This is a genomic window from Pseudoroseomonas cervicalis (assembly GCF_030818485.1).
GTDB classification, from domain to species: Bacteria; Pseudomonadota; Alphaproteobacteria; order Acetobacterales; family Acetobacteraceae; genus Pseudoroseomonas; species Pseudoroseomonas cervicalis_A.
In genome coordinates this window covers 1,736,009-1,758,874 of record NZ_JAUTAJ010000004.1, presented here as the reverse complement: position 1 = coordinate 1,758,874, position 22,866 = coordinate 1,736,009, and the positions used below count along the sequence as shown (strand labels likewise).

At 70.5% G+C, this 22,866-nt stretch carries 21 protein-coding genes; 14 read left to right on the top strand and 7 right to left on the bottom strand.

The window, feature by feature from the left end:
- Positions 1-27: 27 nt before the first annotated feature.
- On the bottom strand, positions 28-1,221 hold the full coding sequence (locus QE401_RS12080; protein WP_307138447.1) for an Mrp/NBP35 family ATP-binding protein: 1,194 nt from the start codon (positions 1,219-1,221) through the stop codon (positions 28-30).
- 319 nt (positions 1,222-1,540) lie between these two features.
- Between QE401_RS12080 and hflK the strand changes: the two genes are divergently transcribed.
- The 4 genes from hflK to QE401_RS12060 all read left to right on the top strand — a co-directional run bounded on the left by hflK (position 1,541) and on the right by QE401_RS12060 (position 5,561).
- Positions 1,541-2,629 carry an FtsH protease activity modulator HflK gene (gene hflK, locus QE401_RS12075; protein ID WP_307138446.1) on the top strand — a complete coding sequence of 363 codons (1,089 nt, stop codon included), beginning with the start codon at positions 1,541-1,543 and terminating at the stop codon, positions 2,627-2,629.
- Complete coding sequence (gene hflC / locus QE401_RS12070) at positions 2,626-3,609, top strand: protease modulator HflC (protein WP_307138445.1); 984 nt, start codon at positions 2,626-2,628, stop codon at positions 3,607-3,609. Before hflK ends, hflC begins: the two co-directional genes overlap by 4 nt.
- 15 nt (positions 3,610-3,624) lie before the next feature.
- Positions 3,625-3,816, top strand: a complete 192-nt coding sequence (locus QE401_RS12065; protein WP_307138444.1) for a DUF2065 family protein — start codon at positions 3,625-3,627, stop codon at positions 3,814-3,816.
- A 185-nt stretch (positions 3,817-4,001) separates the two neighbouring features.
- Positions 4,002-5,561 carry a DegQ family serine endoprotease gene (locus QE401_RS12060; protein ID WP_307138443.1) on the top strand — a complete coding sequence of 520 codons (1,560 nt, stop codon included), beginning with the start codon at positions 4,002-4,004 and terminating at the stop codon, positions 5,559-5,561.
- Between the two features lie 244 nt (positions 5,562-5,805).
- Here the strand turns inward: QE401_RS12060 and serB are convergent, their stop codons facing one another.
- Complete coding sequence (gene serB / locus QE401_RS12055) at positions 5,806-6,696, bottom strand: phosphoserine phosphatase SerB (RefSeq protein ID WP_307138442.1); 891 nt, start codon at positions 6,694-6,696, stop codon at positions 5,806-5,808.
- 26 nt (positions 6,697-6,722) lie between these two features.
- On the opposite strand from serB, the gene miaA reads away from it, so the two are divergent.
- From miaA to puuE, 7 genes are all read left to right on the top strand, one after another.
- Positions 6,723-7,718, top strand: coding sequence for a tRNA (adenosine(37)-N6)-dimethylallyltransferase MiaA (gene miaA / locus QE401_RS12050; RefSeq protein ID WP_307138441.1), 996 nt, complete (start codon positions 6,723-6,725; stop codon positions 7,716-7,718).
- Positions 7,719-7,786: 68 nt separating this feature from the next.
- On the top strand, positions 7,787-9,583 hold the full coding sequence (locus QE401_RS12045; RefSeq protein ID WP_307138440.1) for an acetolactate synthase 3 large subunit: 1,797 nt from the start codon (positions 7,787-7,789) through the stop codon (positions 9,581-9,583).
- Positions 9,584-9,639: 56 nt separating this feature from the next.
- Entirely contained in the window at positions 9,640-10,164 is a 525-nt protein-coding gene (ilvN, locus tag QE401_RS12040) for an acetolactate synthase small subunit (RefSeq protein WP_307138439.1), read from the top strand.
- A gap of 12 nt (positions 10,165-10,176) precedes the next feature.
- Entirely contained in the window at positions 10,177-10,380 is a 204-nt protein-coding gene (locus QE401_RS12035) for a hypothetical protein (RefSeq protein WP_307138438.1), read from the top strand.
- A gap of 16 nt (positions 10,381-10,396) precedes the next feature.
- Positions 10,397-11,413, top strand: coding sequence for a ketol-acid reductoisomerase (ilvC, locus tag QE401_RS12030; protein ID WP_007004063.1), 1,017 nt, complete (start codon positions 10,397-10,399; stop codon positions 11,411-11,413).
- A 210-nt stretch (positions 11,414-11,623) separates the two neighbouring features.
- Positions 11,624-12,793, top strand: coding sequence for a zinc-binding metallopeptidase family protein (locus QE401_RS12025; RefSeq protein ID WP_307138437.1), 1,170 nt, complete (start codon positions 11,624-11,626; stop codon positions 12,791-12,793).
- A 58-nt stretch (positions 12,794-12,851) separates the two neighbouring features.
- The gene (puuE, locus tag QE401_RS12020; RefSeq protein ID WP_307138436.1) at positions 12,852-13,778 is read left to right on the top strand and encodes an allantoinase PuuE; all 927 of its coding nucleotides are present in this window, start codon (positions 12,852-12,854) and stop codon (positions 13,776-13,778) included.
- A 52-nt stretch (positions 13,779-13,830) separates the two neighbouring features.
- Here puuE and QE401_RS12015 read toward each other — a convergent pair whose 3' ends face one another.
- Complete coding sequence (locus tag QE401_RS12015) at positions 13,831-14,331, bottom strand: GNAT family N-acetyltransferase (RefSeq protein ID WP_307138435.1); 501 nt, start codon at positions 14,329-14,331, stop codon at positions 13,831-13,833.
- A gap of 482 nt (positions 14,332-14,813) precedes the next feature.
- On the opposite strand from QE401_RS12015, the gene QE401_RS12010 reads away from it, so the two are divergent.
- Positions 14,814-16,400 (top strand): 2-isopropylmalate synthase, encoded by a 1,587-nt coding sequence (locus tag QE401_RS12010; RefSeq protein WP_307138434.1) that lies wholly within the window; start codon positions 14,814-14,816, stop codon positions 16,398-16,400.
- Positions 16,401-16,536: 136 nt separating this feature from the next.
- Here QE401_RS12010 and rocD read toward each other — a convergent pair whose 3' ends face one another.
- The 4 genes from rocD to QE401_RS11990 all read right to left on the bottom strand — a co-directional run bounded on the left by rocD (position 16,537) and on the right by QE401_RS11990 (position 19,901).
- Entirely contained in the window at positions 16,537-17,757 is a 1,221-nt protein-coding gene (gene rocD, locus QE401_RS12005; RefSeq protein WP_307138433.1) for an ornithine--oxo-acid transaminase, read from the bottom strand.
- A 59-nt stretch (positions 17,758-17,816) separates the two neighbouring features.
- The gene (locus tag QE401_RS12000; protein WP_307138432.1) at positions 17,817-18,743 is read right to left on the bottom strand and encodes an arginase; all 927 of its coding nucleotides are present in this window, start codon (positions 18,741-18,743) and stop codon (positions 17,817-17,819) included.
- 136 nt (positions 18,744-18,879) lie between these two features.
- Positions 18,880-19,311 carry an Lrp/AsnC family transcriptional regulator gene (locus tag QE401_RS11995; protein ID WP_307138431.1) on the bottom strand — a complete coding sequence of 144 codons (432 nt, stop codon included), beginning with the start codon at positions 19,309-19,311 and terminating at the stop codon, positions 18,880-18,882.
- A complete protein-coding gene (locus QE401_RS11990; RefSeq protein ID WP_307138430.1) occupies positions 19,308-19,901 on the bottom strand; it encodes a TetR/AcrR family transcriptional regulator in 594 nt (197 codons plus the stop codon). Before QE401_RS11990 ends, QE401_RS11995 begins: the two co-directional genes overlap by 4 nt.
- Before the next feature lie 172 nt (positions 19,902-20,073).
- Between QE401_RS11990 and QE401_RS11985 the strand changes: the two genes are divergently transcribed.
- Positions 20,074-21,231, top strand: coding sequence for an isovaleryl-CoA dehydrogenase (locus QE401_RS11985; RefSeq protein WP_307138429.1), 1,158 nt, complete (start codon positions 20,074-20,076; stop codon positions 21,229-21,231).
- A gap of 10 nt (positions 21,232-21,241) precedes the next feature.
- Positions 21,242-22,849, top strand: a complete 1,608-nt coding sequence (locus QE401_RS11980; RefSeq protein WP_307138428.1) for a carboxyl transferase domain-containing protein — start codon at positions 21,242-21,244, stop codon at positions 22,847-22,849.
- The last annotated feature ends 17 nt before the right edge of the window (positions 22,850-22,866 follow it).

The window sequence follows — 22,866 nt, the reverse complement described above, 5'->3', positions numbered from 1 at the left end:
CGGGTTTTTCCTGCCCGGCCGCCGGGATTATTCGATGGTGATGCGCGGCCCGGCCGGGGCGCGGTCGGCCAGCTTTTGCCGCAGCCGTGCGGCGATGGCGCGATAGGCGCCGGCCTCATGGCTGTCGGGGCGGGCCATGACGATCGGCGTGCCGGCATCGGCCAGCTCGCGGATCTCGAGCTTCAGCGGCAGCTCGCCCAGGAACTCCACGCCCATGCGCCCGGCCTCGGCGCGGGCGCCGCCATGGCCGAAGATGTTCGCGGTGTGGCCGCAATTCGGGCAGCAGTAGAAGGACATGTTCTCGATCAGCCCGAGAACGGGGACGTTCACCTTCTCGAACATGCGGATGCCGCGGCGCGCATCGATCAGCGCCACATCCTGCGGGGTGGAGACGATGACGGCACCCGCCAGCGGCACGCGCTGGCTCATGGTCAGCTGGGCGTCGCCGGTGCCGGGCGGCATGTCGACCACCAGCACGTCGAGCTTCCCCCACTCCACCTGGCCCAGCATCTGCTCCAGCGCGCCCATCACCATGGGCCCGCGCCAGATCATCGGCGTCTCCTCCTCGACCAGGAAGCCGATCGACATCGCCTTCAGCCCCCAGCGGGAGAGCGGGATGATGCGGCCGCCCGTGGCGCGCGGCTTGTCGCGCGTGCCCAGCATCTGCGGCAGGGAGGGGCCGTAGATGTCGGCATCCAGCAGCCCGACCTGCAGCCCGTCGGCGGCCAGCGCCACCGCCAGGTTCACCGCCGTGGTGGATTTGCCGACGCCGCCTTTGCCGGAGGCCACCGCGATGATGGCGCCGACCTCGGGCAGCAGCATCGGGCCCTGGCCGGGGGCGGGGCGGCTGGCGCGCGCCATGCCGGGCGCGGGGCCGGCGGCCGGGCCATGCGCATGGCCGTGATGGGCATGGTCATGCCCATGCGAATCTCCGCTGGGCGCAGGCCCGCCGCCAGCGCCGCCCGGCACGTCGCGATGCGCCGTCAGCACGCAGGTGGCGGACAGCACGCCGGGCACCGCGGCGGCGGCGCGCTCGGCCTCGGCGCGCAGCGGCTCCAGGCTGCGGGCGCGCTCGCGCGGGACGGAGAGGGCGAACTGCACCAGCCCGTCCCGCGCCGACAGCCCCTGCAGCATGCCGGAGGAGACCAGGTCCTGCCCCGTCTGCGGGTCCCGCAGCTGGGCCAGGGCCGTGCGCACGGCGGCCGCCAGAGTGTCTGACATCGCTTGAAAACCCCCTCAACCCGGACAATATCGGCCGCGCCCTCGCCGGTACGTGATGCGCATGCATTGCGGCCCGGCCCGGACAGGGCGACATATGGTCCGGCCCTGTCGCCCATGCACGCCCCGTGTGCAAGCGTCCGCGGCCGGGAGCACGAGCGAGCAGAGGGAGCGACAGGCACACATGCCCTGGAATACGAGCGGCGGATCCGGCCCAGGAGGCAGCCCATGGGGCAACCCGCGCCCCGGCGGACCTTGGGGGCAGCCGCCCCAGGGCGGCGGTGGCGGGCGCGGCCCGGGCGGCAATCCGGACCTGGACGAGGTGATCCGCCAGGCGCAGGCGGCGCTGCGGCGCTACCTGCCCTTCGGTGGCGGTGGCGGCAGCGGCAAATGGCTGGCGATCGGCGCCGCGGCGCTGCTGGTGGTCTGGGGCGCCAGCGGCTTCTACCGCGTGCAGCCGGACGAGCAGGGCGTGGTGATGCGCTTCGGCGCCTTCAACCGCACCACCCAGCCGGGCCTGAACTACCGGCTGCCCTGGCCGGTGGAGAGCGTGACCACGCCGCGCGTGACCCGCATCAACCGCATCGATATCGGCTTCCGCGCGGCGAATGACACGCCGCTGACCCGGCCCGTCTCCGCCCGCGACGTGCTGGAGGAGAGCCTGATGCTGACCGGCGACGAGAACATCATCGATATCGACTTCGCGGTGTTCTGGCGCATCCGCGATGCCGGCGAGTATCTGTTCAACACCCGCAACCCGGACCAGACGGTGAAGTCGGCGGCCGAGAGCGTGATGCGCGAGGTGGTCGGCCAGACGCCGATCCAGCCGGCGCTGACCGAGGCGCGCGCCGATATCGAGACGCGGGTGCGCACCGGCGTGCAGTTCATCCTGGACCAGTATGGCTCGGGCATCGAGCTGACCCAGGTGCAGCTGCTGAAGGTCGACCCGCCGACCGAGGTGATCGACACCTTCCGCGACGTGCAGCGCGCCAATGCCGACCGCGAGCGCATGCGCAACCAGGCCGAGGCCTTCCGCAACGAGATCATCCCGCAGGCCCGCGGCGAGGGCCAGCGCATGATCCAGGAGGCCGAGGGCTTCCGCGAAAGCACCGTCGCCCGCGCCCGCGGTGAGGCGGCGCGCTTCGTCAGCGTGCTGACCGCCTACCAGACGGCCAAGGACGTGACGGTGCGCCGGATCTACATGGAGACGATGGAGGAGATCCTGCGCCGCAACCCGAAGCTGGTGATCGACGACCGGCTGCAGGGCGTGGTGCCCTATCTGCCGCTCGATGGCAGCGCCTCCGGCGCCGCGCCGCGCCAGCCCGGCAATGGCGGCGCCACGCCGCCGGTGCCGCCGGCCGCGCTCGGGGCCACACCCGCGCCCCGCGCCCCGCAGGGAGGTGCCCGATGAAGCGCGTCATCCTGGGCGGCGTCGCGCTGATCGCGCTGGCCGCCGCCTTCTCCTCGCCCTTCATCGTCAACCAGACCGAGCAGGTGCTGGTGACGCAGTTCGGCGAGCCGCGTCGCGTCATCACCGAGCCCGGGCTGCACTTCAAGGTGCCCTTCGTGCAGACGGTGATCGGCTTCGACCGCCGGCTGCTCGATTTCGACGCGCCGGGCGAGGAGGTCATCCTCGGCGACCAGCGCCGGCTGATCGTCGACAGCTTCACGCGCTACCGCATCACCGACCCGCTGCTGTTCTTCCAGACGGCGGGCGCGCTGGAGGCGGGGATCCGCGGGCGGCTTTCCTCCATCGTCGTCTCGGCGATGCGCCGCGTGCTGGCGAATGAGCCGCTGCTGACCGTGCTCTCGGCCGACCGCGCGCGGATCATGGGCGAGATCCGCCGCCAGGTGAATGAGGAGGCGCTGCGCTTCGGCGTCGCCGTGGAGGATGTGCGCATCCGCCGCGCCGACCTGCCGGAGGAGAACACCCAGGCCATCCTGCAGCGCATGCAGTCGGAGCGCGAGCGCGTGGCGCGCGAGGCGCGCGCCGAGGGTGCCGAGGTGGCGGCGCGCATCCGCGCCGGCGCCGAGCGCGAGCGCACCGTCATCCTGGCGGAGAGCGAGGCGCAGGCCAACACGCTGCGCGGCCGGGGCGAGGAGGAGGCGATCCGCCTGTTCGCCGACGCCTTCCAGCGCGACCCGGAATTCTACGGCTTCTACCGCGCCATGCAGGCCTATCGGGAGACCTTCTCCGAGGGCGAGACGCGGCTGGTGCTGACGCCGGATTCCGAGTTCTTCCGCTACTTCCGGCAGAGCCAGCCGGGGCAGCGCGTGCCGGGCGTGGCGCCCGTGCCGGAGGTGCCGGCGGCGCCGGGCGGCGCGGCCGCCCCCGCCCCGCAGGCGCCCATCCAGCAGACGCCGGCCCAGCCGGCGCCGGTCGCCCCGTAACGGGGCCCGGCCCGGGTGACGCTGACCCAGCTGCTGGCCGGGCTGGCGGTGGCCATGGCGCTGGAGGGGCTGCTCTACGCGGCCTTCCCCGGCGCCATGCAACGGGCGGTGACACGGCTCGCCACCCTGCCGCCGGACCGGCTGCGCTGGACCGGGCTGGCGGCGGCCGTGGCCGGGGTGGCGGTGGCCAGCTGGCTGGCCGGCTGAACCGCCCCCGCGATACCGGAGGCGGTGAAATCCTCGCCATCGGCAAGATGGCGAGGCTTTTTGTAACAGCTTTTCGCTTATGCTCGCGGCTTCCTGCTCTTCCGGTCCCGTCTGGCTCGCCCTATGTCCGAGGGCACCAGGCCGACCGGCCCATGGTTCCCGCCGTCTCCAGCGAGGTTTGCCCGATGCGTCTCGCCACCCTATTGCTGAGTGCCACGGTTGCCGCGGCGCCCCTCTCCATGCCGTTCACCGCCCTGGCCCAGCCGGCGGCGCAGCCCGCTCCGGCCGCGCCCGCCCCGGGTGCCGCCCAGGGTTCGGTGCATGCCACGCCGGAGAGCTTCGCGCCGCTGGCGCGCCGCCTGCTGCCCTCGGTGGTCAATATCCAGACCAGCCAGACGCTGCAGGCGCGGGGCAACCGCCCCGACGCGCCGGAAATGCCGCAGGCCCCGCCGGGCAGCCCCTTCGAGGAGCTGTTCCGCGACTTCTTCGAGCGCAACCGGCCGCCCGGCGGCGGCGCCCGCCCGGGCCAGCCGCCGCGCCGGGCGCAGAGCCAGGGCTCCGGCTTCATCATCGACGCCTCCGGCATCATCGTGACGAACAACCACGTCATCGACGGCGCCGACGAGATCAATGTCGTGCTGCAGGACAACACGACGCTGAAGGCGGAGCTGATCGGCACCGACAGCCGCACGGACCTGGCCGTGCTGCGGGTGCACACCGACAAGCCGCTGCCGGTCGTGCCCTTCGGCGATTCCGATTCGGCCGAGGTCGGCGACTGGGTGCTGGCCATCGGCAATCCGCTCGGCTTCGGCGGCTCGGTCACCTCGGGCATCGTCTCGGCGCGCGGCCGCAACATCAATGCCGGCCCCTATGACGACTTCATCCAGACGGATGCGGCCATCAACCGCGGCAATTCCGGCGGCCCGCTGTTCAATGTCCGCGGCGAGGTGATCGGCATCAACACCGCCATCGTCTCGCCCTCCGGCGGCTCGATCGGCATCGGCTTCGCCATCCCCTCCAACCTGGCCAAGAACATCGTGGCGCAGCTGCGCGACGGGGGCCGGGTGCGGCGCGGCTGGCTCGGCGTGAACATCCAGCAGGTGACCGAGGAGATCGCCGAGAGCCTCGGCCTGCAGGGCGGCGCCCGCGGCGCCCTGGTCGCCCGCGCCCAGGAGGATGGCCCGGCCGCCAAGGGCGGCATCCAGAACGGCGACGTCATCCTGAAGTTCAACAACCAGGATGTGCGCGAGATGCGCAACCTGCCGCGCATCGTGGCCGAGACCCAGGTGGGCGCCAAGGTGCCCGTCACCGTCTGGCGCGGTGGCCGCGAGCAGCAGCTGGAGGTGACGGTGGCGGAGCTGCCGGTCGACCAGCAGCAGGCCGCCGCCGGCAGCGCGCCGCAGCAGGCCCGCCCGGGTGCCACGGTGGAGCTTTCCGGCCTCGGCCTGAAGGTCGCGCCGATCTCGCCCGAGACGAAGGAGCGCTTCAGCCTGCGCGACGACGCCCGCGGCGTGGTGGTGACCGAGGTGGCGCCGAACAGCAGCGCCGCCGAGCGTGGCATCAGCGCCGGCGACCTGATCGTCGAGGTGCAGCAGACCCGCGTCTCCACCCCGCAGGAGGTGCAGGAGCAGCTCTCCCGGCTGCGCCGGCAGAACCGCCCCAGCGCGCTGATGCTGATCGAGAACGGCCAGGGCCAGCGTTTCGTGCCGCTGCGCCTGCCCGCCGAACGCGGCAACCCCGGCTGATTTTTGTCAGGCTGCCGCTGTCCTGTTCAGAAGCGAGACGCTGCACTGAGCCGAAAGAGACCGCTGCCCCGGCAGCGGTCTTTTTTTCGGTCTGCCGCCGTCTTGTGGGGAGGCGGGTCGCGACCCTGGGCCGGAGCGCATGTTGTCCGCGCAGCGACCCCGTCCCGGCCCTGACCGGCAGCTGACAGAAAAAAGATGGGGGTTCGGGGGAATTCATTCCCCCGAGCTTTTTTGCTTCCCGGGCCTAGGAAACGAACTCGCTGGCGCGGTAGCCCTGGGCGTAGAGCAGAGCCTTGAGGTCGTTATGGTCCACCCGCACGCGCGCCGCGGCCGCCACCACCGGCTTGGCGTGGTAGGCGACGCCGAGGCCGGCGGCGCCGATCATCGCCAGGTCGTTGGCGCCGTCGCCGACGGCCAGGCTGGCGGAGAGCGGCAGGCCCAGCTCGGCGGCCAGTTTCTTCAGCGTGGTCAGCTTGGCGTCGCGGTCGAAGATGGGTTCGGCGACGGTGCCGGTCAGCGCCTTTCCGTCATTCTCGAGGATGTTGGCGTGGTGGCTGGAGAAGCCGAGCAGCTCGGCCACGCGGCCGGTGAACCAGGTGAAGCCGCCCGAGGCCAGGGCGCAATGGGCGCCATTCGCCACCATGGTCTGCACCAGCGCGCGGGCGCCGGGCATCGGGTGGGTCTCCTTCCAGGTCGCTTCCAGCGCCGAGATGGAGAGGCCCTTCAGCATGGCGACGCGCTCGCGAAGGGCGGTGGCGAAATCGATCTCGCCATTCATCGAGCGGCGGGTGATCTCGGCGACCTTTTCCTTCAGCCCGGCATAGGCGGCCAGCTCGTCCAGCGTCTCGCTGGTGACGATGGTGCTGTCCATATCGGCCACCAGCAGGCGCTTGCGGCGGCCTTCGGCGGGTTGGGCGACGCAATCGACCGGGGCGCCGGCCAGCGCCAGGCGGGCGGCGGCGTCGGCCTGCTCCGGCGCCAGGCCGTCGAAGGGCAGGTCCACCGCCTCGGCCTCGGCCAGCCAGTCGGGCTGGCCGAGCCGGGCGCCGAGCGCCGAGAGCGCGTCGCGGACAGGGGGAAGGCGCGTCGCCGGCAATTCGCCGGCGGGCGCGATCAGGGTGAGCACATGCTGCATGGGGGGCGGACCATGCCTGTCCGCGCATGACGGATCAACCTTTCGCGCTGCTGGTGGCCGGGCCGACCGCCAGCGGCAAGTCGGCCCTCGCCCTGGCGATCGCCGAGCGGCTGGGTGGGGTGGTGATCAACACCGACAGCATGCAGCTCTATGCCGGGCTGGCGGTGCTGACGGCGCAGCCGGATGCCGCCGAGCAGGCGCGGGCGCCGCACCGCCTCTATGGCGTGCGCGACCCGGCCGAGGCGGCCAGTGCCGCCTGGTGGCGCGGCCAGGCGCTGGCCGAGATGGCGGCGGCGCGCGATGCCGGGCGGCTGCCGATCCTGTGCGGCGGGACGGGGATGTATTTCCGGTCGCTGATCGAGGGCATCGCCGAGATCCCGCCGATTCCCGAGGATGCGCGGGAGCAGGCGCGGGGCCTGCTGGCGGCGGAGGGGCCGGCCTCGCTGCATGCCAGGCTGGCGGCGGTGGACCCGGCGACGGCGGCGCGGCTGCGCCCCTCCGACAGCCAGCGCCTGGCGCGGGCCTATGAGGTGTGGCTGGGCACCGGGCGCGGCTTGTCGGCCTGGCAGTCGGACGGGGCGGGGGAGGGCGTGAACGGCCCCGCCCCCTGGCGCTTCGCCGCCTTGCTGCTGGACCCGCCGCGGGAGGCGCTGCGCGAAGCCATCCGCCGCCGCTGGGATGGCATTATCGCGGCCGGCGCGGTGGAGGAGGTGCGGGCGCTGCTCCAGCGCCGGCTGGACCCGGCCCTGCCGGCGATGCGCGCGCATGGCGTGCCGGAGCTGGCGGCGATGCTGGAAGGGCGGCTGAGCCTGGCGCAGGCGGGGGAGCGCGCCTGCCTCCATATCGGCCAGTACACCAAGCGGCAGGCGACCTGGTTCCGCCACCAGCGTATGGCCGAGCCGCGCGAGACGCATACGATCCATGCGCGGGTGAGCGGGGTAGAGCAATTTTCAGAAAGCGAAAGGCAGGAAATTTTCGCGTTTGTTTGTTCGCGCGTTGACGCGGGGCCATCGGGCGCGTAGATCGGGGGCCCAGACCGTGCGCCTTGGCGTGCGGCTCGGCAAACCCAACAGGAAAGCCAGGCATCACCATGTCCTCTGCGACCCTTCCCGCCGCGTCCGACACCCAGTCCCTGACGGGTGCCGAGATCGTCCTGCGCGCGCTGAAGGAACAGGGCGTAGAGGTCATCTTCGGCTATCCGGGCGGCGCCGTCCTTCCCATCTACGACGCCATCTTCAACCAGAACGCCATCCGCCACATCCTGGTCCGCCACGAGCAGGCGGCGGTGCATGCGGCCGAGGGCTATGCGCGCTCCACCGGCAAGGTGGGCTGCGTGCTGGTCACCTCCGGCCCCGGCGCCACCAATGCGGTGACCGGCCTGGTGGACGCGCTGCTGGACAGCATCCCCATCGTCTGCCTGACCGGGCAGGTGCCGACGCATCTGATCGGCAATGACGCCTTCCAGGAGGCGGACACCACCGGCATCACCCGCCCGGCCACCAAGCACAACTACCTGGTCAAGCAGATCGACAAGCTGGCCGAGACGGTGCACGAGGCCTTCTATGTGGCGCGCTCCGGCCGCCCGGGCCCGGTGGTGATCGACCTGCCGAAGGACATCCTGATCGGCAAGGGCAGCTACAAGCCGGCGCCGTCCACCGAGCACCGCTCCTACCGCCCGCAGGTCGAGCCGGAGGCGGCGCAGATCGCCAAGGCGGTCGCCATGATGAAGGCGGCGAAGCGCCCGGTGGTCTATGCCGGCGGCGGCGTCATCAATGCCGGGCCGGAGGCGTCGGAGCTGCTGGCGAAGTTCGTGCGCATGGCCGGCTTCCCCTGCACCAACACGCTGATGGGCCTCGGCGCCTTCCCGGCGAGCGACCCGCAATTCCTCGGCATGCTGGGCATGCACGGCACCTATGAGGCGAATCTCGCCATGCATGGGTGCGACGTGATGTTCAACATCGGCGCCCGCTTCGACGACCGCGTGACCGGCCGGCTGAACGCCTTCGCGCCGCACTCGCAGAAAATCCACGCCGATATCGACCCGTCCTCGATCAACAAGAACGTCAAGGTCGAGGTGCCGATCGTGGGCGACGCCGCCTCGGTGCTGCGCGCGCTGATCGCGGCCTGGGAGGCCGACACCACCCGCCAGGACCGCGAGGCGCTGGCCGGCTGGTGGCGCCAGATCGACGAATGGCGCGGCCGCAACTGCCTGCACTATGTGCAGGAGAGCAAAATCATCAAGCCGCAGCACGCGGTGAAGCGGCTCTATGAGCTGACGCGCGAGAGCGGGCGCGACACCTTCATCTCCACCGAGGTCGGCCAGCACCAGATGTGGGCCGCCCAGTATTTCGGCTTCGAAAAGCCGAACCGCTGGATGACCTCGGGCGGGCTCGGCACCATGGGCTATGGCCTGCCGGCGGCGATGGGCGTGCAGGTGGCGCATCCGGACGCGCTGGTGATCGACATCGCCGGTGAGGCCTCGATCCTGATGAACATCCAGGAGATGTCGACGCTCGCCCAGTACCGCCTGCCGGTGAAGGTGTTCATCCTGAACAACCAGTATATGGGCATGGTGCGGCAGTGGCAGGAGCTGCTGCATGGCGGCCGCTATTCCGAGAGCTATTCCGAGGCGCTGCCGGATTTCGTCAAGCTGGCCGAGAGCTTCCACGGTGTCGGCATGCGCGCCGAGAGCACCGACGACCTCGACCGCGTGATCCGCGAGATGATCGCGATCGACCGCCCGGTGATCGCCGATATCTGCGTGGACCAGAAGGAAAACGTCTTCCCGATGATCCCCTCGGGCGCCGCGCACAATGAGATGCTGCTGGCCTCCAACCAGATCAGCGGCGGCGCCGGCGTGACGGATGAGGGCACGGCGCTCGTCTGAGCGCCACCCCGCCCCGCCTTCCGTCCCGCCCGCAGACGATTTTCCCAGGACCGACCATGCCTGACCCCTCCGACATGATTCAGCGCGCCGCGACCATCGCGGTGCTGGTGGAGAACGAGGCCGGCGTTCTCGCCCGCGTCATCGGCCTGTTCTCCGGCCGCGGCTACAACATCGACAGCCTGACCGTGGCGCCGGTCGACGCCGAAGGGCGGCTGTCGCGCATCACCATCGTCACCTCGGGCACCGAGATGGTGATCGAGCAGATCAAGGCGCAGCTGGACCGGCTGGTGCCGGTGCACAAGGTCGCCGACCTGACGCTGGAAGGCCCGCACCTGAACCGCGAACTGGCGCTGATCAAGGTGGTCGGCTCTGGCTCCGCCCGGCAGGAGGCGCTGCGCCTGGCCGACGCCTTCCGCGCGCGGGTCGTCGACGCCACCACCGAGAGCTTCGTCTTCGAGATGACGGGCAGCGGCGAGAAGCTCGACGCCTTCATCAACCTCATGCGCCCGCTGGGGCTGGCCGAGGTGTCGCGCACCGGCGCCGTCGCCATCGCCCGCGGGACGCGGAGCCTTTCGGTTTAGAGGGTCGTTTCCATGAGCGGTATTGAAGATGCTCGACAGACGATCCTGTCTTTTCTCCAAGACGGCCTGGAGAAGAAGCCGGGATGGGATCGAAAAGTCGAGCATGCAATGCTGGTGCTTGCAGGCGCAGGAAATCCGACCGACGGTCGCCGTCTATTAGCGGTTCTTGCGCTGGCCGAGGCCGAGCGCAGCGTTCGTCAAACTGAAGCTTCTTAACGGGGGAGTGCGCGAGATGCGCGTCTACTACGATCGTGATGCCGATGTGGGCCTGATCAAGGGCAAGAAGGTCGCCGTCATCGGCTTCGGCAGCCAGGGCCACGCCCATGCCATGAACATGCGCGATTCCGGCGTGACCGAGGTCGTGATCGGCCTGCGCCCCGGCGCCTCCGCGAAGAAGGCCGAGGCCGCCGGCTTCAAGGTGCTCTCCCCGGCCGAGGCCGCGAAATGGGCCGATCTGGTGATGGTGCTGACCCCGGATGAGGGCCAGGGCGACCTGTATCGCGAGCACCTCCACGCCAACATGAAGGAAGGCGCCGCGCTGGCCTTCGCGCATGGCCTGAACGTGCATTTCAACCTGATCGAGCCGCGCGCCGATATCGACGTCTTCATGATCGCGCCGAAGGGCCCCGGCCACACGGTGCGTGGCGAGTACCAGAAGGGCGGCGGCGTGCCCTGCCTGGTGGCGGTGCACCAGAACCCGTCGGGCAATGCGCTGGAGATCGCGCTCTCCTACGCCTCCGCCGTCGGTGGCGGCCGTTCGGGCATCATCGAGACGACCTTCAAGGAAGAGTGCGAGACCGACCTGTTCGGCGAGCAGGTCGTGCTGTGCGGCGGCCTGGTCGAGCTGATCAAGGCCGGCTTCGAGACGCTGGTCGAGGCGGGCTATGCCCCCGAGATGGCCTATTTCGAGTGCCTGCACGAGGTGAAGCTGATCGTCGACCTCATCTATGAGGGCGGCATCGCCAACATGAACTACTCGATCAGCAACACCGCCGAGTATGGCGAGTATGTCACCGGCCCGCGCATCATCACCGCCGAGACCAAGGCCGAGATGAAGCGCGTGCTGAACGACATCCAGTCGGGCAAGTTCACCCGCGACTGGATGCTGGAGAACAAGGTCAACCAGGCCTCGTTCAAGGCGACCCGCCGCCGCCTGGCCGAGCACCCGATCGAGGAGGTCGGCACCAAGCTGCGCGCCATGATGCCCTGGATCACCAAGGGCGCCCTGGTCGACAAGTCCAAGAATTAGTCTTTCGGGCTGCCGCCGTCGGATTGAGAGGCGGGACGCGACGCTGGGCCAGAGTGCTCCCTGGGAGCGTCGCGATCCCGTCGCGGCCCTGACCGGCAGCTGGCAGAAAAAAGATGGGGTCCAGGGGAATTCATTCCCCTGGCCTTTTCTGTTTCCTGCAACTGCCCTGTCCTGTCCCCGTTCCAGCATCGCCTTCTGGGGAATCCGGCGATGCGCCTGTTCGGTTGCGAAGTCTGCGGCCAGCTCCTGTATTTCGAGAACACGCAATGCATGCGCTGCGGCGCGACGCTGGGCTATCTGCCGGAGCGCAACCGGCTGACCGCGCTCGACCCGGCCGGGGCGGAGGGCGTCGACGCCGCCGCCGCGCCGGAACAGGCGCCGGCCCAGGCGGTGGGGGCGGCGCCCGCGGCCCAGGCCGGCAGCAGCCCCGCTGCCGACTGGCTGTGGCGCCCGCGCGCCGCGCCGGAGACGCTGCAGCGCTTCTGCGACAATGCCCGGCACGATGCCTGCAACTGGCTGGTGCCGGCCGAGGGCGAGGAGCGCCTCTGCCTGGCCTGCCGGCACAACCGCACCATCCCCGACCTGTCCGACCCCGAGCGGCTGGCGCAATGGCGCAAGATCGAGGCGGCCAAGCGCCGCGCCATGTACAGCTTCCTGCGCCTCGGCCTGCCGCTGGTCGACCGCAACCAGGATCCGGAGAACGGGCTGGCCTTCGACTTCCTGGCCGATGCCCCGGATGGCGGCCAGAAGGTGATGACCGGCCATGACAACGGGCTGATCACCCTGGCCCTGGTCGAGGCCGATGATGCCGAGCGCACCCGCCGCCGCACCGCGATGGGCGAGCCCTATCGCACGCTGCTCGGCCATTTCCGCCATGAATCCGGGCATTATTTCTGGGACCGGCTGGTGCGCGATGCCGGCCGGCTGCAGCAATGCCGCGCCGTGTTCGGGGATGACAGCCAGGATTACGGCGCCGCTCTGCAGCGGCATTACGAGCAGGGGCCGCCGGAGAACTGGCAGGAGAATTTCGTCAGCACCTATGCGACGGCGCATCCCTGGGAGGATTTCGCCGAGACCTGGGCGCATTACCTGCACATCGTCGACACGCTGGAGATGGCGCGCGCCTTCGGCATCGGCATCGACCCGGCGGTGGACCGGCGCGACGAGCTGACGGCGGAGGTGGATTTCGACCCGCACCGCGCTACCAGCATCGAGCGGCTGATGGAGGCCTGGGTGCCGCTGACGGCCGCGGTGAACAGCCTGAATCGCTGCATGGGCACGCCGGATCTCTACCCCTTCGTGCTGTCGCCGGCGGTGGTGGCGAAGCTCGGCTTCATCCAGGCGCTGGTGCATGGGCAGGTGCCGCCCGACCAGGGTTGAGGGCGGGGCCGCCATGGCGGATTGACGCCGCGCGGCGGCCAAAGCCAAGCTCGGGGGCATGACGATCCTCGCCCCCGACAGCCCCTATCCCCGCGACTTCGTGGGCTACGGCCCGAACCCGCCGGATCCGCAATGGCCGGGGGGTGCGAAGCTCGCCCTCTCCTTCGTGCTGAATTACGAGGAGGGGGGCGAGAACAGCGTGCTGAACGGCGATGCCGGCAGCGAGATCTATCTGAACGAGACCCCGGGCGGGAACCCGGTGCTCGGCCAGCGCGACATCGGCAAGGAGAGCCAGTTCGACTATGGCGCCCGCGCCGGGGTCTGGCGCATCCTGCGCATGTTCGCCGAGCGCGACATGAAGCTCACCATCTATGCGGTGGGCCGGGCGCTGGAGCTGAACCCGGCGGTCGGCCGCGCCTTCGTGCAGGCGGGGCATGAGGTGGCCAGCCATGGCTGGCGCTGGATCAACTACCAGCATGTCGATGAGGAGACGGAGCGCCGGCACATCGCCGATTGCGTCGACACGATCGACCGCATCACCGGCCGCCCGCCGGTCGGCTGGTACACGGGCCGCATCAGCGAGCAGACGCGCCGCCTGGTCGCCGAGCAGGGTGGCTTCCTGTACGACAGCGACGCCTATGATGACGATTTGCCCTATTACGTGAAGGTCGCGGGCAGGCCGCAGCTGATCATCCCCTACACGCTCGACAACAACGACATGAAGTTCGCGGTGCCGCCGGGCTTCACCGCCAATGACGGCTTCACCCAGCATCTGACGGACGCCTTCGACTTCCTGCGCAAGGAAGGCGAGACGGCGCCGAAGATGATGAGCGTCGGGCTGCATTGCCGGCTGGTCGGCCGCCCCGGCCGCGCCGCGGCGCTGGCCCGCTTCCTGGACCATGTCGCGGCGCAGAAGGATGTCTGGGTGACGACGCGCGAGCAGATCGCGCGGCACTGGCTGAAAACGCATCCGCCCGCCGGCTGAGCCGGGGCAGGGTGCCCCGGGGCGGCGAACCGTCCCGGGGCGGATCTGTGGCTCAGGCGGCGTGGCGCCAGGCCGGCGTCGCCGTGGCCCCGCCGCTGCGGGACAGGGATTGCAGCCCGCCCAGCGGCTTTAGCATGGCGACAGCTTCGGGGCAGCGGCTCTGCCCCTCCCAGGCGCCGGGCTGGAAGCCGCTGCGGGCATAGAAGCCCATGGCCGGGCGGCGCGCATTGACGCAGAGGCGGCTGGCGCCGAGGCGCCGCGCATAGGCCTCGGCCTCGGCCAGCAGAAGCGCGCCCAGGCCGGCGCCGCGCTGGGCGGGATCGATGGCGATCAGCCGCAGCACCGCGCGCCCATCCGGCTTCATGTCGATGCGGATGGTGCCGAGCACGGCATCGCCCTCGGCCAGGATCAGCGGGTGGTTGGCGGGATCGCGCTCATCCGGGTGTCCCGGGTCGTAGCGGCAGGGATAGGGGCCGTCCGCGCGATGATACAGATCGAAGATGCAGTTCTCGCGCAGCGCATGGTAGCGCTGCCGCTCGGTTTCGCTCCGCATGGGGCGGAGCGTGATACTGGAAGGGCGCACAAGGCACCTGGTCGCCGTGACGGAAGCCGCCCCCCGGGCGGCCCTTGCCGGCCCGGCCGCGTGACGCGCCGGACAGCGCCAGCCTAGCCTGCCGCCAGGGGGCGCCGCCACGACACGGCGGCGTTGTCAGAAAAGCTTCACGGCCAGGCTGGCGGTGACAGGACCGGGCGAGAAGTGCGGGCGCGCCGCCGTTTTCCGGCTTGCCGTGGCGGCGCGACCGCTCCTATCATTCCGGCATGAACCGTGCCCCGCGCGCAATCCGGCTGACCGACGGCGTTTCCGCCGCGGCGCCTGCGCGCGCGCTTGCCGGCCTCCTTCTCCTTCGACTTAGCCGCCCCTGGGCGTGACGCCCGGCTGACCTGCCGGCATCGCTCAGGGGGACCCCCTCGGGGGAGCGTGGGCGCGGCACGACGCGCCAGGACCGGCACGAGCGAGAACGAAGGAACGCCACCATGGCCATTCAGCACCCGAGCTTCGGCACGATCGACGAGAAACGCGTCATCGTCTTCGACACCACCCTGCGCGATGGCGAGCAGTCGCCCGGCTTCTCCATGAATCTGGAGGAGAAGCTGCGCATGGCCGAGGCGCTGGCCGATCTCGGCGTCGATGTCATGGAGGCCGGCTTCCCGATCGCCAGCCAGGGCGATTTCGACAGCGTGCAGTCGATCGCCCAGCGCTTCGCCAAGGACGGCCCGGTGGTGTGCGGCCTGTCGCGCTCCGCCCCCGGCGACATCCTGCGCGCGGTGGAGGCGGTGAAGCCCGCCGCCCGCCAGCGCATCCACACCTTCCTCTCCACCTCCGACCTGCATATGCGCGTTAAGCTGCGCATGAGCCGCGAGGAGGTGCTGGAGGCGATCCAGAAATCCGTCTCCCTGGCGCGCAACCATGTCGCCGATGTCGAATGGTCGGCCGAGGATGGCAGCCGCACCGATCCGGATTTCCTCTGCCGCTGCGTGGAGACGGCGATCAAGGCCGGCGCCACCACCATCAACATCCCCGACACGGTGGGCTATGCGGTGCCGGCCGACATGGCGCGCATCTTCGCCATGCTGCGCGAGCGCGTGCCGGGCGCGGATGGGGTGATCTTCTCCACCCACAACCATGACGATCTGGGCCTGGCGGTGGCCAACACCCTGGCGGCGCTGGAGGCCGGCGCCCGCCAGGTGGAGGCCACCATCAACGGCATCGGCGAGCGCGCCGGCAATGCCAGCCTGGAGGAGGTGGCGATGGCGCTGCGCACCCGCGCCGACGTCATGCCGTATTCCACCAACATCGTCACCACGAACATCCTGAAGACCAGCAAGCTGCTGGCCACCATCACCGGTTTCGACGTGCAGCCGAACAAGGCGATCGTCGGCCGCAACGCCTTCGCGCATGAGAGCGGCATCCACCAGGATGGCGTGCTGAAGGACAAGACCACCTACGAGATCATGACGCCGGAGAGCGTCGGCTGGGCCACCAACTCCCTGGTGCTGGGCAAGCATTCCGGCCGAGCCGCCTTCCGCGACAAGCTGGCCAGCCTGGGCTACACGCTGGGCGACAACCAGCTGAACGATGCCTTCCGCCGCTTCAAGGACATCGCCGACCGCAAGAAGACCGTGTTCGACGAGGACATCGTCGCCCTGGTCGATGACGAGGTGATGCGCGCCCAGACGCGGGTGAAGCTGGTGGCGCTGACGGTCGCGACCGGCATGGGCACGCGGCCGATCGCCAGCGTCTCGCTCGAGGTCGATGGCGAGATGTGCGATGGCGTGGCGGGCGGCGATGGCGCGGTGGACGCCACCTTCAACGCGCTGCAGCAGGTGGTGCCGCACAAGGCCAATCTGAAGCTCTATGCCGTGCAGTCGGTCACCGGCGGCACCGATGCCCAGGCGCGCGTCACCGTGCGGCTGGAGGAGGAGGGCAAGCTGGTCGATGGCCAGGGTGCGGATACCGACACCATCATCGCCTCGGCCCGCGCCTATGTGCATGCGCTGAACAAGCTGCTGGCCAAGCGCGCCCGCACCGCGCCGCCGGAGATGATGCGCACCCCGGCCTGAAGAGGCAGGGGGCTCTGCCCCCTGACCCCCGCCGGGGTGGCACGGCCACCCCGGACCCCGCGAACAGTTGGCGGGGTCCGGGGGAACCCTGTTCCCCCGGCGGGAGGGTCTGGGAGGGCGGAGCCCTCCCAGAAAACTACTCCACGCCGCCCAGCACCGCGTCGAACTGCTCCACCGCCCATTCCACCTGATCGCGCGTGATCACCAGCGGCGGCGCGATGCGGATGGTGTGGTCATGCGTGTCCTTGGCCAGGATGCCGCGCTCGCGCAGCTTCTCGCAGAAGCGCCGGGCGCCGCCGGCCTCCGGCTGCAGTTCCACCGCCAGCATCAGCCCGCGGCCGCGCACCTCGCGGATGATGTCGCTGCGGATGGCCTCCAGCCCGGCACGGAAATGCGCGCCCTGGACAGCGGCGTTCTGGATCATGCCTTCCTCGGTCAGCACGCGCAGCGCCATGCGCGCCACCGCGCAGGCCAGCGGGTTACCGCCGAAGGTGGAGCCATGCTGCCCCGGCTTCAGCACACCCAGAACGTCGGAATTCGAGAGCACGGCGGAGACCGGGTAGAACCCGCCCGACAGCGCCTTGCCCACCAGGGTGACATCGGCCTCGATGCCCTCATGCTCCTCGGCCAGCAGGCGGCCGGTGCGGCCGAGGCCGGTCTGGATCTCGTCCAGGATCAGCACGACATTGTGGCGGCTGCACAGCTCCCGCACGCGGCGGAAATAGCCGGCGGGGGGAATGCGCACCCCGGCCTCGCCCTGGATCGGCTCGACCAGGAAGGCGACGGTGTTCGGGGTGATGGCGGCTTCCAGCGCCGCTTCGTCGCCAAAGGGCACCACACGAAAGCCGGGCGCGAAGGGGCCGAAATTGCCGCGCGCCTCGGGGTCGGTGGAGAAGCCGACAATGCCGAGGGTACGGCCATGGAAATTCTCGTCGGCGACGAGGATCTCGGCCTGGCCCTGCGGCACGCCCTTCACCTCATAGCCCCATTTGCGCACCGATTTCAGCGCGGTCTCCACCGCCTCGGCGCCGCTGTTCATCGGCAGCACCTTGTGCGAGCCGGTGAGCGCCGCGATCTCCTCATAGAAGCGCGCCAGCTGGTCGTTGCGGAAGGCGCGGGAGGTGAGGGTGAGGCGCCCCGCCTGCTCGACCATCGCGGCCAGGATGCGCGGATGGCAATGCCCCTGGTTCACCGCCGAATAGGCGGAGAGGCAGTCGAGATAGCGCCGCCCCTCGACATCCCAGACCCAGACGCCTTCGCCGCGGGTCAGCACCACGTCGAGCGGCTTGTAGTTCTGCGCGCCCAGCGCCTGCTCGGTGGCGATGAACTCGGCCATGGGGGCCAGGGTGAGGGACATCTTCGCCTCCTGTCGGGTTGTGCGCGACGCGGCGCGTGCCGGGCCGCGCCGTGTCGGGCTCAGGCCGCGCGCCGCGCGTCGTTGGGCGCGCCGAACAGCTCGGCCATCAGCGCCACGGTCAGGCGCGCGCTGCGCTCCTCGCGGTCGAGGAAGGGGTTCAGCTCGACGATGTCGAGCGCCGCCATGCGCCCGCTGTCGCGCAGCATCGCCAGCGCCTCGGCGGCTTCCTCGGCGCTCAGCCCGCCGGGCACCGGGGTGCCGACGCCGGGCGCCAGCACGGGGTCGAGCGAGTCGACATCGAAGCTGACATGCAGCACCCCGTCCTCCGCCGCCAGGCGCGCCAGGAAGGGCCGCAGCGCCGCCGCCACGCCGCCCTGCCGCAGCGCCGCGGCCGTGGTGACGCCGACGCCGCGCGCGGCCAGCAGCGCCGCTTCCTCCGCATCCAGGTCGCGCGCGCCCAGCACATGCACGCGGGTGGGGTCGACCGGCGGCGGCGGGGCGTTGCCCCAGACCGGGCCGAGGCCCGGCTCGCCGCAGAGCGCGGCCAGCGTCATGCCGTGCACATTGCCGCTGGGCGAGGTGGCGGGCGTGTTGAAATCTCCATGCGCGTCGATCCACAGCACGAAGAGCGGCCGGCCCAGCGCCGCGGCATGCCGCGCGCTGGCGGCCACCGAGCCCAGCGGCAGGCTGTGGTCGCCGCCCAGCAGCACGGGCAGCCCGCCCTCTGCCAGCACGGCTTCCGCCTGCGCCTGCACGGCGCGCGCCCAGGCGGCGATCTCGCCCAGATGATGCGCCGGACGGATGGCGTCGAAGCCTTCCAGCGGGGTGGGGCAGGGCAGGTCGCCCGCATCCCGCGCGCCGGCGCCGAGCGCCCGCAGCAGCCCCGCATGCCGCAGCGCCAGGGGGCCGGCGGCGGAGCCACGGCGGCTCGCCCCCAGATCCATCGCCGCACCGAACATCACCGGGAAACCGCCCGAACGCATCATCCGCACCTCCATTCCGCCCGCGGCTCAGGCGGGGGAAGCGGGACTATGCCAAGCCGGGATGCGCGAAAACGAGACGCGAAATTGCGCGATCAGCGCCATTCACTGTGCAAAGTGACGGGATGAATCGCGCAGATCGTCAGCCCTTGCGGCGCGCCAGCAGCAGATTGCTCTCGCTGTTCGCCACCCCCTCGATATGCCGGATCTCGCGCAGCGTCGCGTCGAAGGCCTCCAGGCTGGCCACCTCGATCTCCAGCACCAGATCCCAGCGGCCATTGGTGGCGTGGATGGCGGCCACCTGCGGCAGGCCCTGCAGCCGCCGCGTCACCCGCTCCGTCGCATTGCCCTCGATCTCCACCAGGGTGATGGCGCGGACCGGCGCCGGCTCGGCCTCCCGCCGCAGCACCACGGTGAAGCCCTGGATGATGCCGCGCTCCACCAGCCGGTCGATGCGCGCCTTCACCGTGGCGCGCGACAGATCCAGCGCCGCCGCCAGGCTGGTCAGCGGCTGCCGCGCATCGTCGCGCAGCAGCGCCAGCAGGGCGCGGTCGGTCTCGTCCAGCAGGCTCATGCGGCATGGCCCCGCAGCACGAGGTCGGTATGGATGCGCACGATCTCCTCCCGCGTCAGCCGGCCCTCCGGCTTGTACCAGGTGCAGGCGCCGGTCAGCATCGCCAGGATGGCATAGGCGCCGATCCGCGCATCCCCCCGGCGAAGCACCCCCGCCGCCATCCCGTCTTCAAGAATCCGGATCAGCAGCGCCTCGTAGCGCCGGCGCAGGCCCAGGATCTGCCGCAGATTCTCCCCCTCCAGCGCGCGCAGCTCGAAATTGGCGATGAACACCTCGCGCTTCTTCTCCAGATGATACAGCAGGTGATGCGCGACAAAGCCGCGCAGCCGCGCCAGCGGGTCGGGCGGGCAGTCCGCCAGCACGGCGGCGGTGGCGGAGAGCAGCGCCTCCATATGCTCCAGGATCAGCCCGTGCAGCAGCGCCTGCTTGGTCGGGAAATGATTGTAGAGCGAGGCCGGCTGCAGACCCACCTCCGCCGCCAGGCGCCGCAGGCTCATCGCCTCATAGCCATGCGCCTGGATCAGCCGCAAACCCGCCGCACGGATGGCCGCCGCCGTGCGCCTGCCGTCAGAGCCGGTGATGCGTGCCATGGACCTCCAGCGCAGGGGGAATGAATTCCCCCTGCAACCCCCTTCTTCTTTCTGCCAGGGCCGGCCGCCGCTGGCGGCCGGCTCCGCCCTTAGCACAGGGCGCTTGCGGGCGCAGCAGAAACGAACGTATGTTCGTTTCCAGGGCCGGGAACAGGCCCGCCAGGAGGAGCCGATGCAGGAGCTGGATTTCGGCCTGGGCGAGGCCGCCGACGCGCTGCGCGAACAGATCCGCGCCTTCGCCGCGAAGGAAATCGCGCCCCGCGCCGCCGCCATCGACGCAGAGAACGAATTCCCGGCCGATCTCTGGCGGAAATTCGGCGATCTCGGCCTGCTCGGCATCACCGTCGAGGAGGCCGAGGGCGGCTCGGGCCTCGGCTATCTCGAACACGTCATCGCGATGGAGGAGATCAGCCGCGCCTCCGCCTCCGTCGCCCTCTCCTACGGCGCCCATTCCAATCTCTGCGTCAACCAGATCCGCCGCCACGGCAATGCCACGCAGCGCGCGCGCTATCTGCCGAGGCTGATCTCGGGCGAGCATGTCGGCGCGCTGGCCATGTCGGAGCCCGAGGCGGGGTCGGATGTCGTCTCCATGCGCCTGCGCGCCGAGCGGCAGGGCGACCACTATCGCCTGAACGGCAGCAAGATGTGGATCACCAACGGCCCCGATGCCGATGTGCTGGTGGTCTATGCCCGCACCGACCCGGCGCCGGGCCCGCGCGGCATCAGCGCCTTTGTGGTGGAGAAGGGCTTCCCCGGCTTCCGCCCCGGCCGCAAGCTCGACAAGCTCGGCATGCGCGGCTCCAACACCGCCGAGCTGGTCTTCGAGGAATGCCGCGTGCCGGCGGAGAACCGCCTGGGCGAGGAAGGCCAGGGCGTCAACATCCTGATGAGCGGGCTGGATTATGAGCGCGCCGTGCTGGCGGGCGGGCCGCTCGGCATCATGCGCGCCTGCCTCGATCTGGTGCTGCCCTATCTGCGCCAGCGCCGGCAATTCGGCCGCCCGATCGGCGAGTTCCAGCTGATGCAGGGCAAGCTGGCCGACATGTACACCCGCATGAACGCCGCCCGCGCCTATGTCTACACCGTGGCCCGCGCCTGCGACCGTGGCCAGGTGACGCGCCAGGACGCCGCCGGCGCCATCCTGCACGCCGCCGAAGCCGCGACCGCCCTGGCGCTGGAGGCCATCCAGTGCCTGGGCGGCAATGGCTACATCAACGAATACCCCGCCGGCCGCCTGCTGCGCGATGCCAAGCTCTACGAGATCGGCGCCGGCACCAGCGAGATCCGCCGCATGCTGATCGGCCGCGAACTGATGGCCGGTCAGGGCTGAGGCACGGCGCATGACCATCCTGCCCAGCACGCTCGACCCCGCCGCGCCGGCGGCCCTGGCCAATGCCGCCGCGATGCGCGCCCTGGTGGACGACCTGCACGCCACCGCCGCCCGCATCCGCCAGGGCGGCGGCGAGGCCGCGCGGCAGCGCCACCAGTCACGCGGCAAGCTGTTGCCGCGCGAGCGGGTCGCGGCGCTGCTCGACCCCGGCGCGCCCTTTCTGGAAATCGGCCAGCTGGCGGCGCAGGGCATGTATGCCGGGGAGGTGCCCTCGGCCGGGCTGATCACCGGCATTGGCCATGTCTGTGGCCGCCCCTGCATGATCGTCGCCAATGACGCCACGGTGAAGGGCGGCACCTACTACCCGATCACGGTGAAGAAGCATCTGCGCGCGCAGGAGATCGCCGCGCAGAACCATCTGCCCTGCCTCTACCTTGTCGATTCCGGCGGCGCCAATCTGCCGAACCAGGACGAGGTTTTTCCGGATCGCGAGCATTTCGGACGCATCTTCTACAACCAGGCGCGCATGTCGGCCGCCGGCATCCCGCAGATCGCCCTCGTCATGGGCTCCTGCACCGCCGGCGGCGCCTATGTGCCGGCGATGTGCGATGAGAGCATCATCGTCCGCAACCAGGGCACCATCTTCCTGGCCGGCCCGCCCCTGGTGAAGGCCGCCACCGGCGAGATCGTCTCGGCCGAGGAGCTGGGCGGGGCGGAGCTGCACAGCCGCATCTCCGGCGTCACCGACCACATCGCCGAGGATGATGCGGACGCCATCCGCATCGCCCGCCGCATCCTGGCGACGCTGCCGGAGGTGCAGCCCGCGCTCCGCCCCTCTGGTGTGCCGGTCCCGCCGCGCCACGCGCCGGAGGAACTCCACGCCCTGATCCCGCAGAGCCTGCGCCAGCCGGTCGAGGCGCGGGAGATCATCGCCCGCATCGCCGATGGCAGCGAATTCGACGAATTCCGCCGCCTCTACGGCCCGACCCTGGTCACCGGCTTCTGCCGCATCTGGGGCTACACGGCCGGCATCGTCGCCAACAACGGCATCCTGTTTTCGGAAAGCGCGCAGAAGGGCGCGCATTTCATCGAGCTCTGCGCGCAGCGCGGTATTCCCCTGGTGTTCCTGCAGAACATCGCCGGCTTCATGGTCGGCCGCAAATACGAGGCCGGCGGCATCGCCAAGGATGGCGCCAAGATGGTCAATGCCGTGGCGACCGCCGAGGTGCCGAAGTTCACCATCATCACCGGCGGCAGCTTCGGCGCCGGCAATTACGGCATGTGCGGCCGCGCCTATTCGCCGCGTTTCCTGTGGATGTGGCCCAATGCGCGCATCGGCGTGATGGGCGGCGAGCAGGCGGCCGCGGTCCTCGCCACGCTGCGCCGCGACGCGCTGGAAGCGAAAGGCGAAACCTGGACCGCCGAACAGGAAGAAAATTTCAAGGCGCCGATCCGGGCGCAATACGAGACTCAGGGCCACCCCTATTACGCCAGCGCCCGGCTCTGGGATGATGGGGTGATCGACCCGGCGGCGACGCGCGACGTGCTCGGCCTGGCGCTGTCGGTCGCCGCCATTCCGCCGTTGCCGCCGACGCGCTTCGGCCTGTTCCGCATGTAGCCCGCCAGAGGATCCGA

Bases quoted from the DNA above. Each gene is read 5' to 3' on its own strand.
- QE401_RS12080 (WP_307138447.1), bottom strand. From the start codon at position 1,221: ATGTCAGACACTCTGGCGGCCGCCGTGCGCACGGCCCTGGCCCAGCTG.
- hflC (WP_307138445.1), top strand. From the start codon at position 2,626: ATGAAGCGCGTCATCCTGGGCGGCGTCGCGCTGATCGCGCTGGCCGCC.
- QE401_RS12060 (WP_307138443.1), top strand. From the start codon at position 4,002: ATGCGTCTCGCCACCCTATTGCTGAGTGCCACGGTTGCCGCGGCGCCC.
- serB (WP_307138442.1), bottom strand. From the start codon at position 6,696: ATGCAGCATGTGCTCACCCTGATCGCGCCCGCCGGCGAATTGCCGGCG.
- miaA (WP_307138441.1), top strand. From the start codon at position 6,723: ATGACGGATCAACCTTTCGCGCTGCTGGTGGCCGGGCCGACCGCCAGC.
- QE401_RS12045 (WP_307138440.1), top strand. From the start codon at position 7,787: ATGTCCTCTGCGACCCTTCCCGCCGCGTCCGACACCCAGTCCCTGACG.
- ilvN (WP_307138439.1), top strand. From the start codon at position 9,640: ATGCCTGACCCCTCCGACATGATTCAGCGCGCCGCGACCATCGCGGTG.
- QE401_RS12035 (WP_307138438.1), top strand. From the start codon at position 10,177: ATGAGCGGTATTGAAGATGCTCGACAGACGATCCTGTCTTTTCTCCAA.
- ilvC (WP_007004063.1), top strand. From the start codon at position 10,397: ATGCGCGTCTACTACGATCGTGATGCCGATGTGGGCCTGATCAAGGGC.
- QE401_RS12025 (WP_307138437.1), top strand. From the start codon at position 11,624: ATGCGCCTGTTCGGTTGCGAAGTCTGCGGCCAGCTCCTGTATTTCGAG.
- puuE (WP_307138436.1), top strand. From the start codon at position 12,852: ATGACGATCCTCGCCCCCGACAGCCCCTATCCCCGCGACTTCGTGGGC.
- QE401_RS12015 (WP_307138435.1), bottom strand. From the start codon at position 14,331: ATGCGGAGCGAAACCGAGCGGCAGCGCTACCATGCGCTGCGCGAGAAC.
- QE401_RS12010 (WP_307138434.1), top strand. From the start codon at position 14,814: ATGGCCATTCAGCACCCGAGCTTCGGCACGATCGACGAGAAACGCGTC.
- rocD (WP_307138433.1), bottom strand. From the start codon at position 17,757: ATGTCCCTCACCCTGGCCCCCATGGCCGAGTTCATCGCCACCGAGCAG.
- QE401_RS12000 (WP_307138432.1), bottom strand. From the start codon at position 18,743: ATGATGCGTTCGGGCGGTTTCCCGGTGATGTTCGGTGCGGCGATGGAT.
- QE401_RS11995 (WP_307138431.1), bottom strand. From the start codon at position 19,311: ATGAGCCTGCTGGACGAGACCGACCGCGCCCTGCTGGCGCTGCTGCGC.
- QE401_RS11990 (WP_307138430.1), bottom strand. From the start codon at position 19,901: ATGGCACGCATCACCGGCTCTGACGGCAGGCGCACGGCGGCGGCCATC.
- QE401_RS11985 (WP_307138429.1), top strand. From the start codon at position 20,074: ATGCAGGAGCTGGATTTCGGCCTGGGCGAGGCCGCCGACGCGCTGCGC.
- QE401_RS11980 (WP_307138428.1), top strand. From the start codon at position 21,242: ATGACCATCCTGCCCAGCACGCTCGACCCCGCCGCGCCGGCGGCCCTG.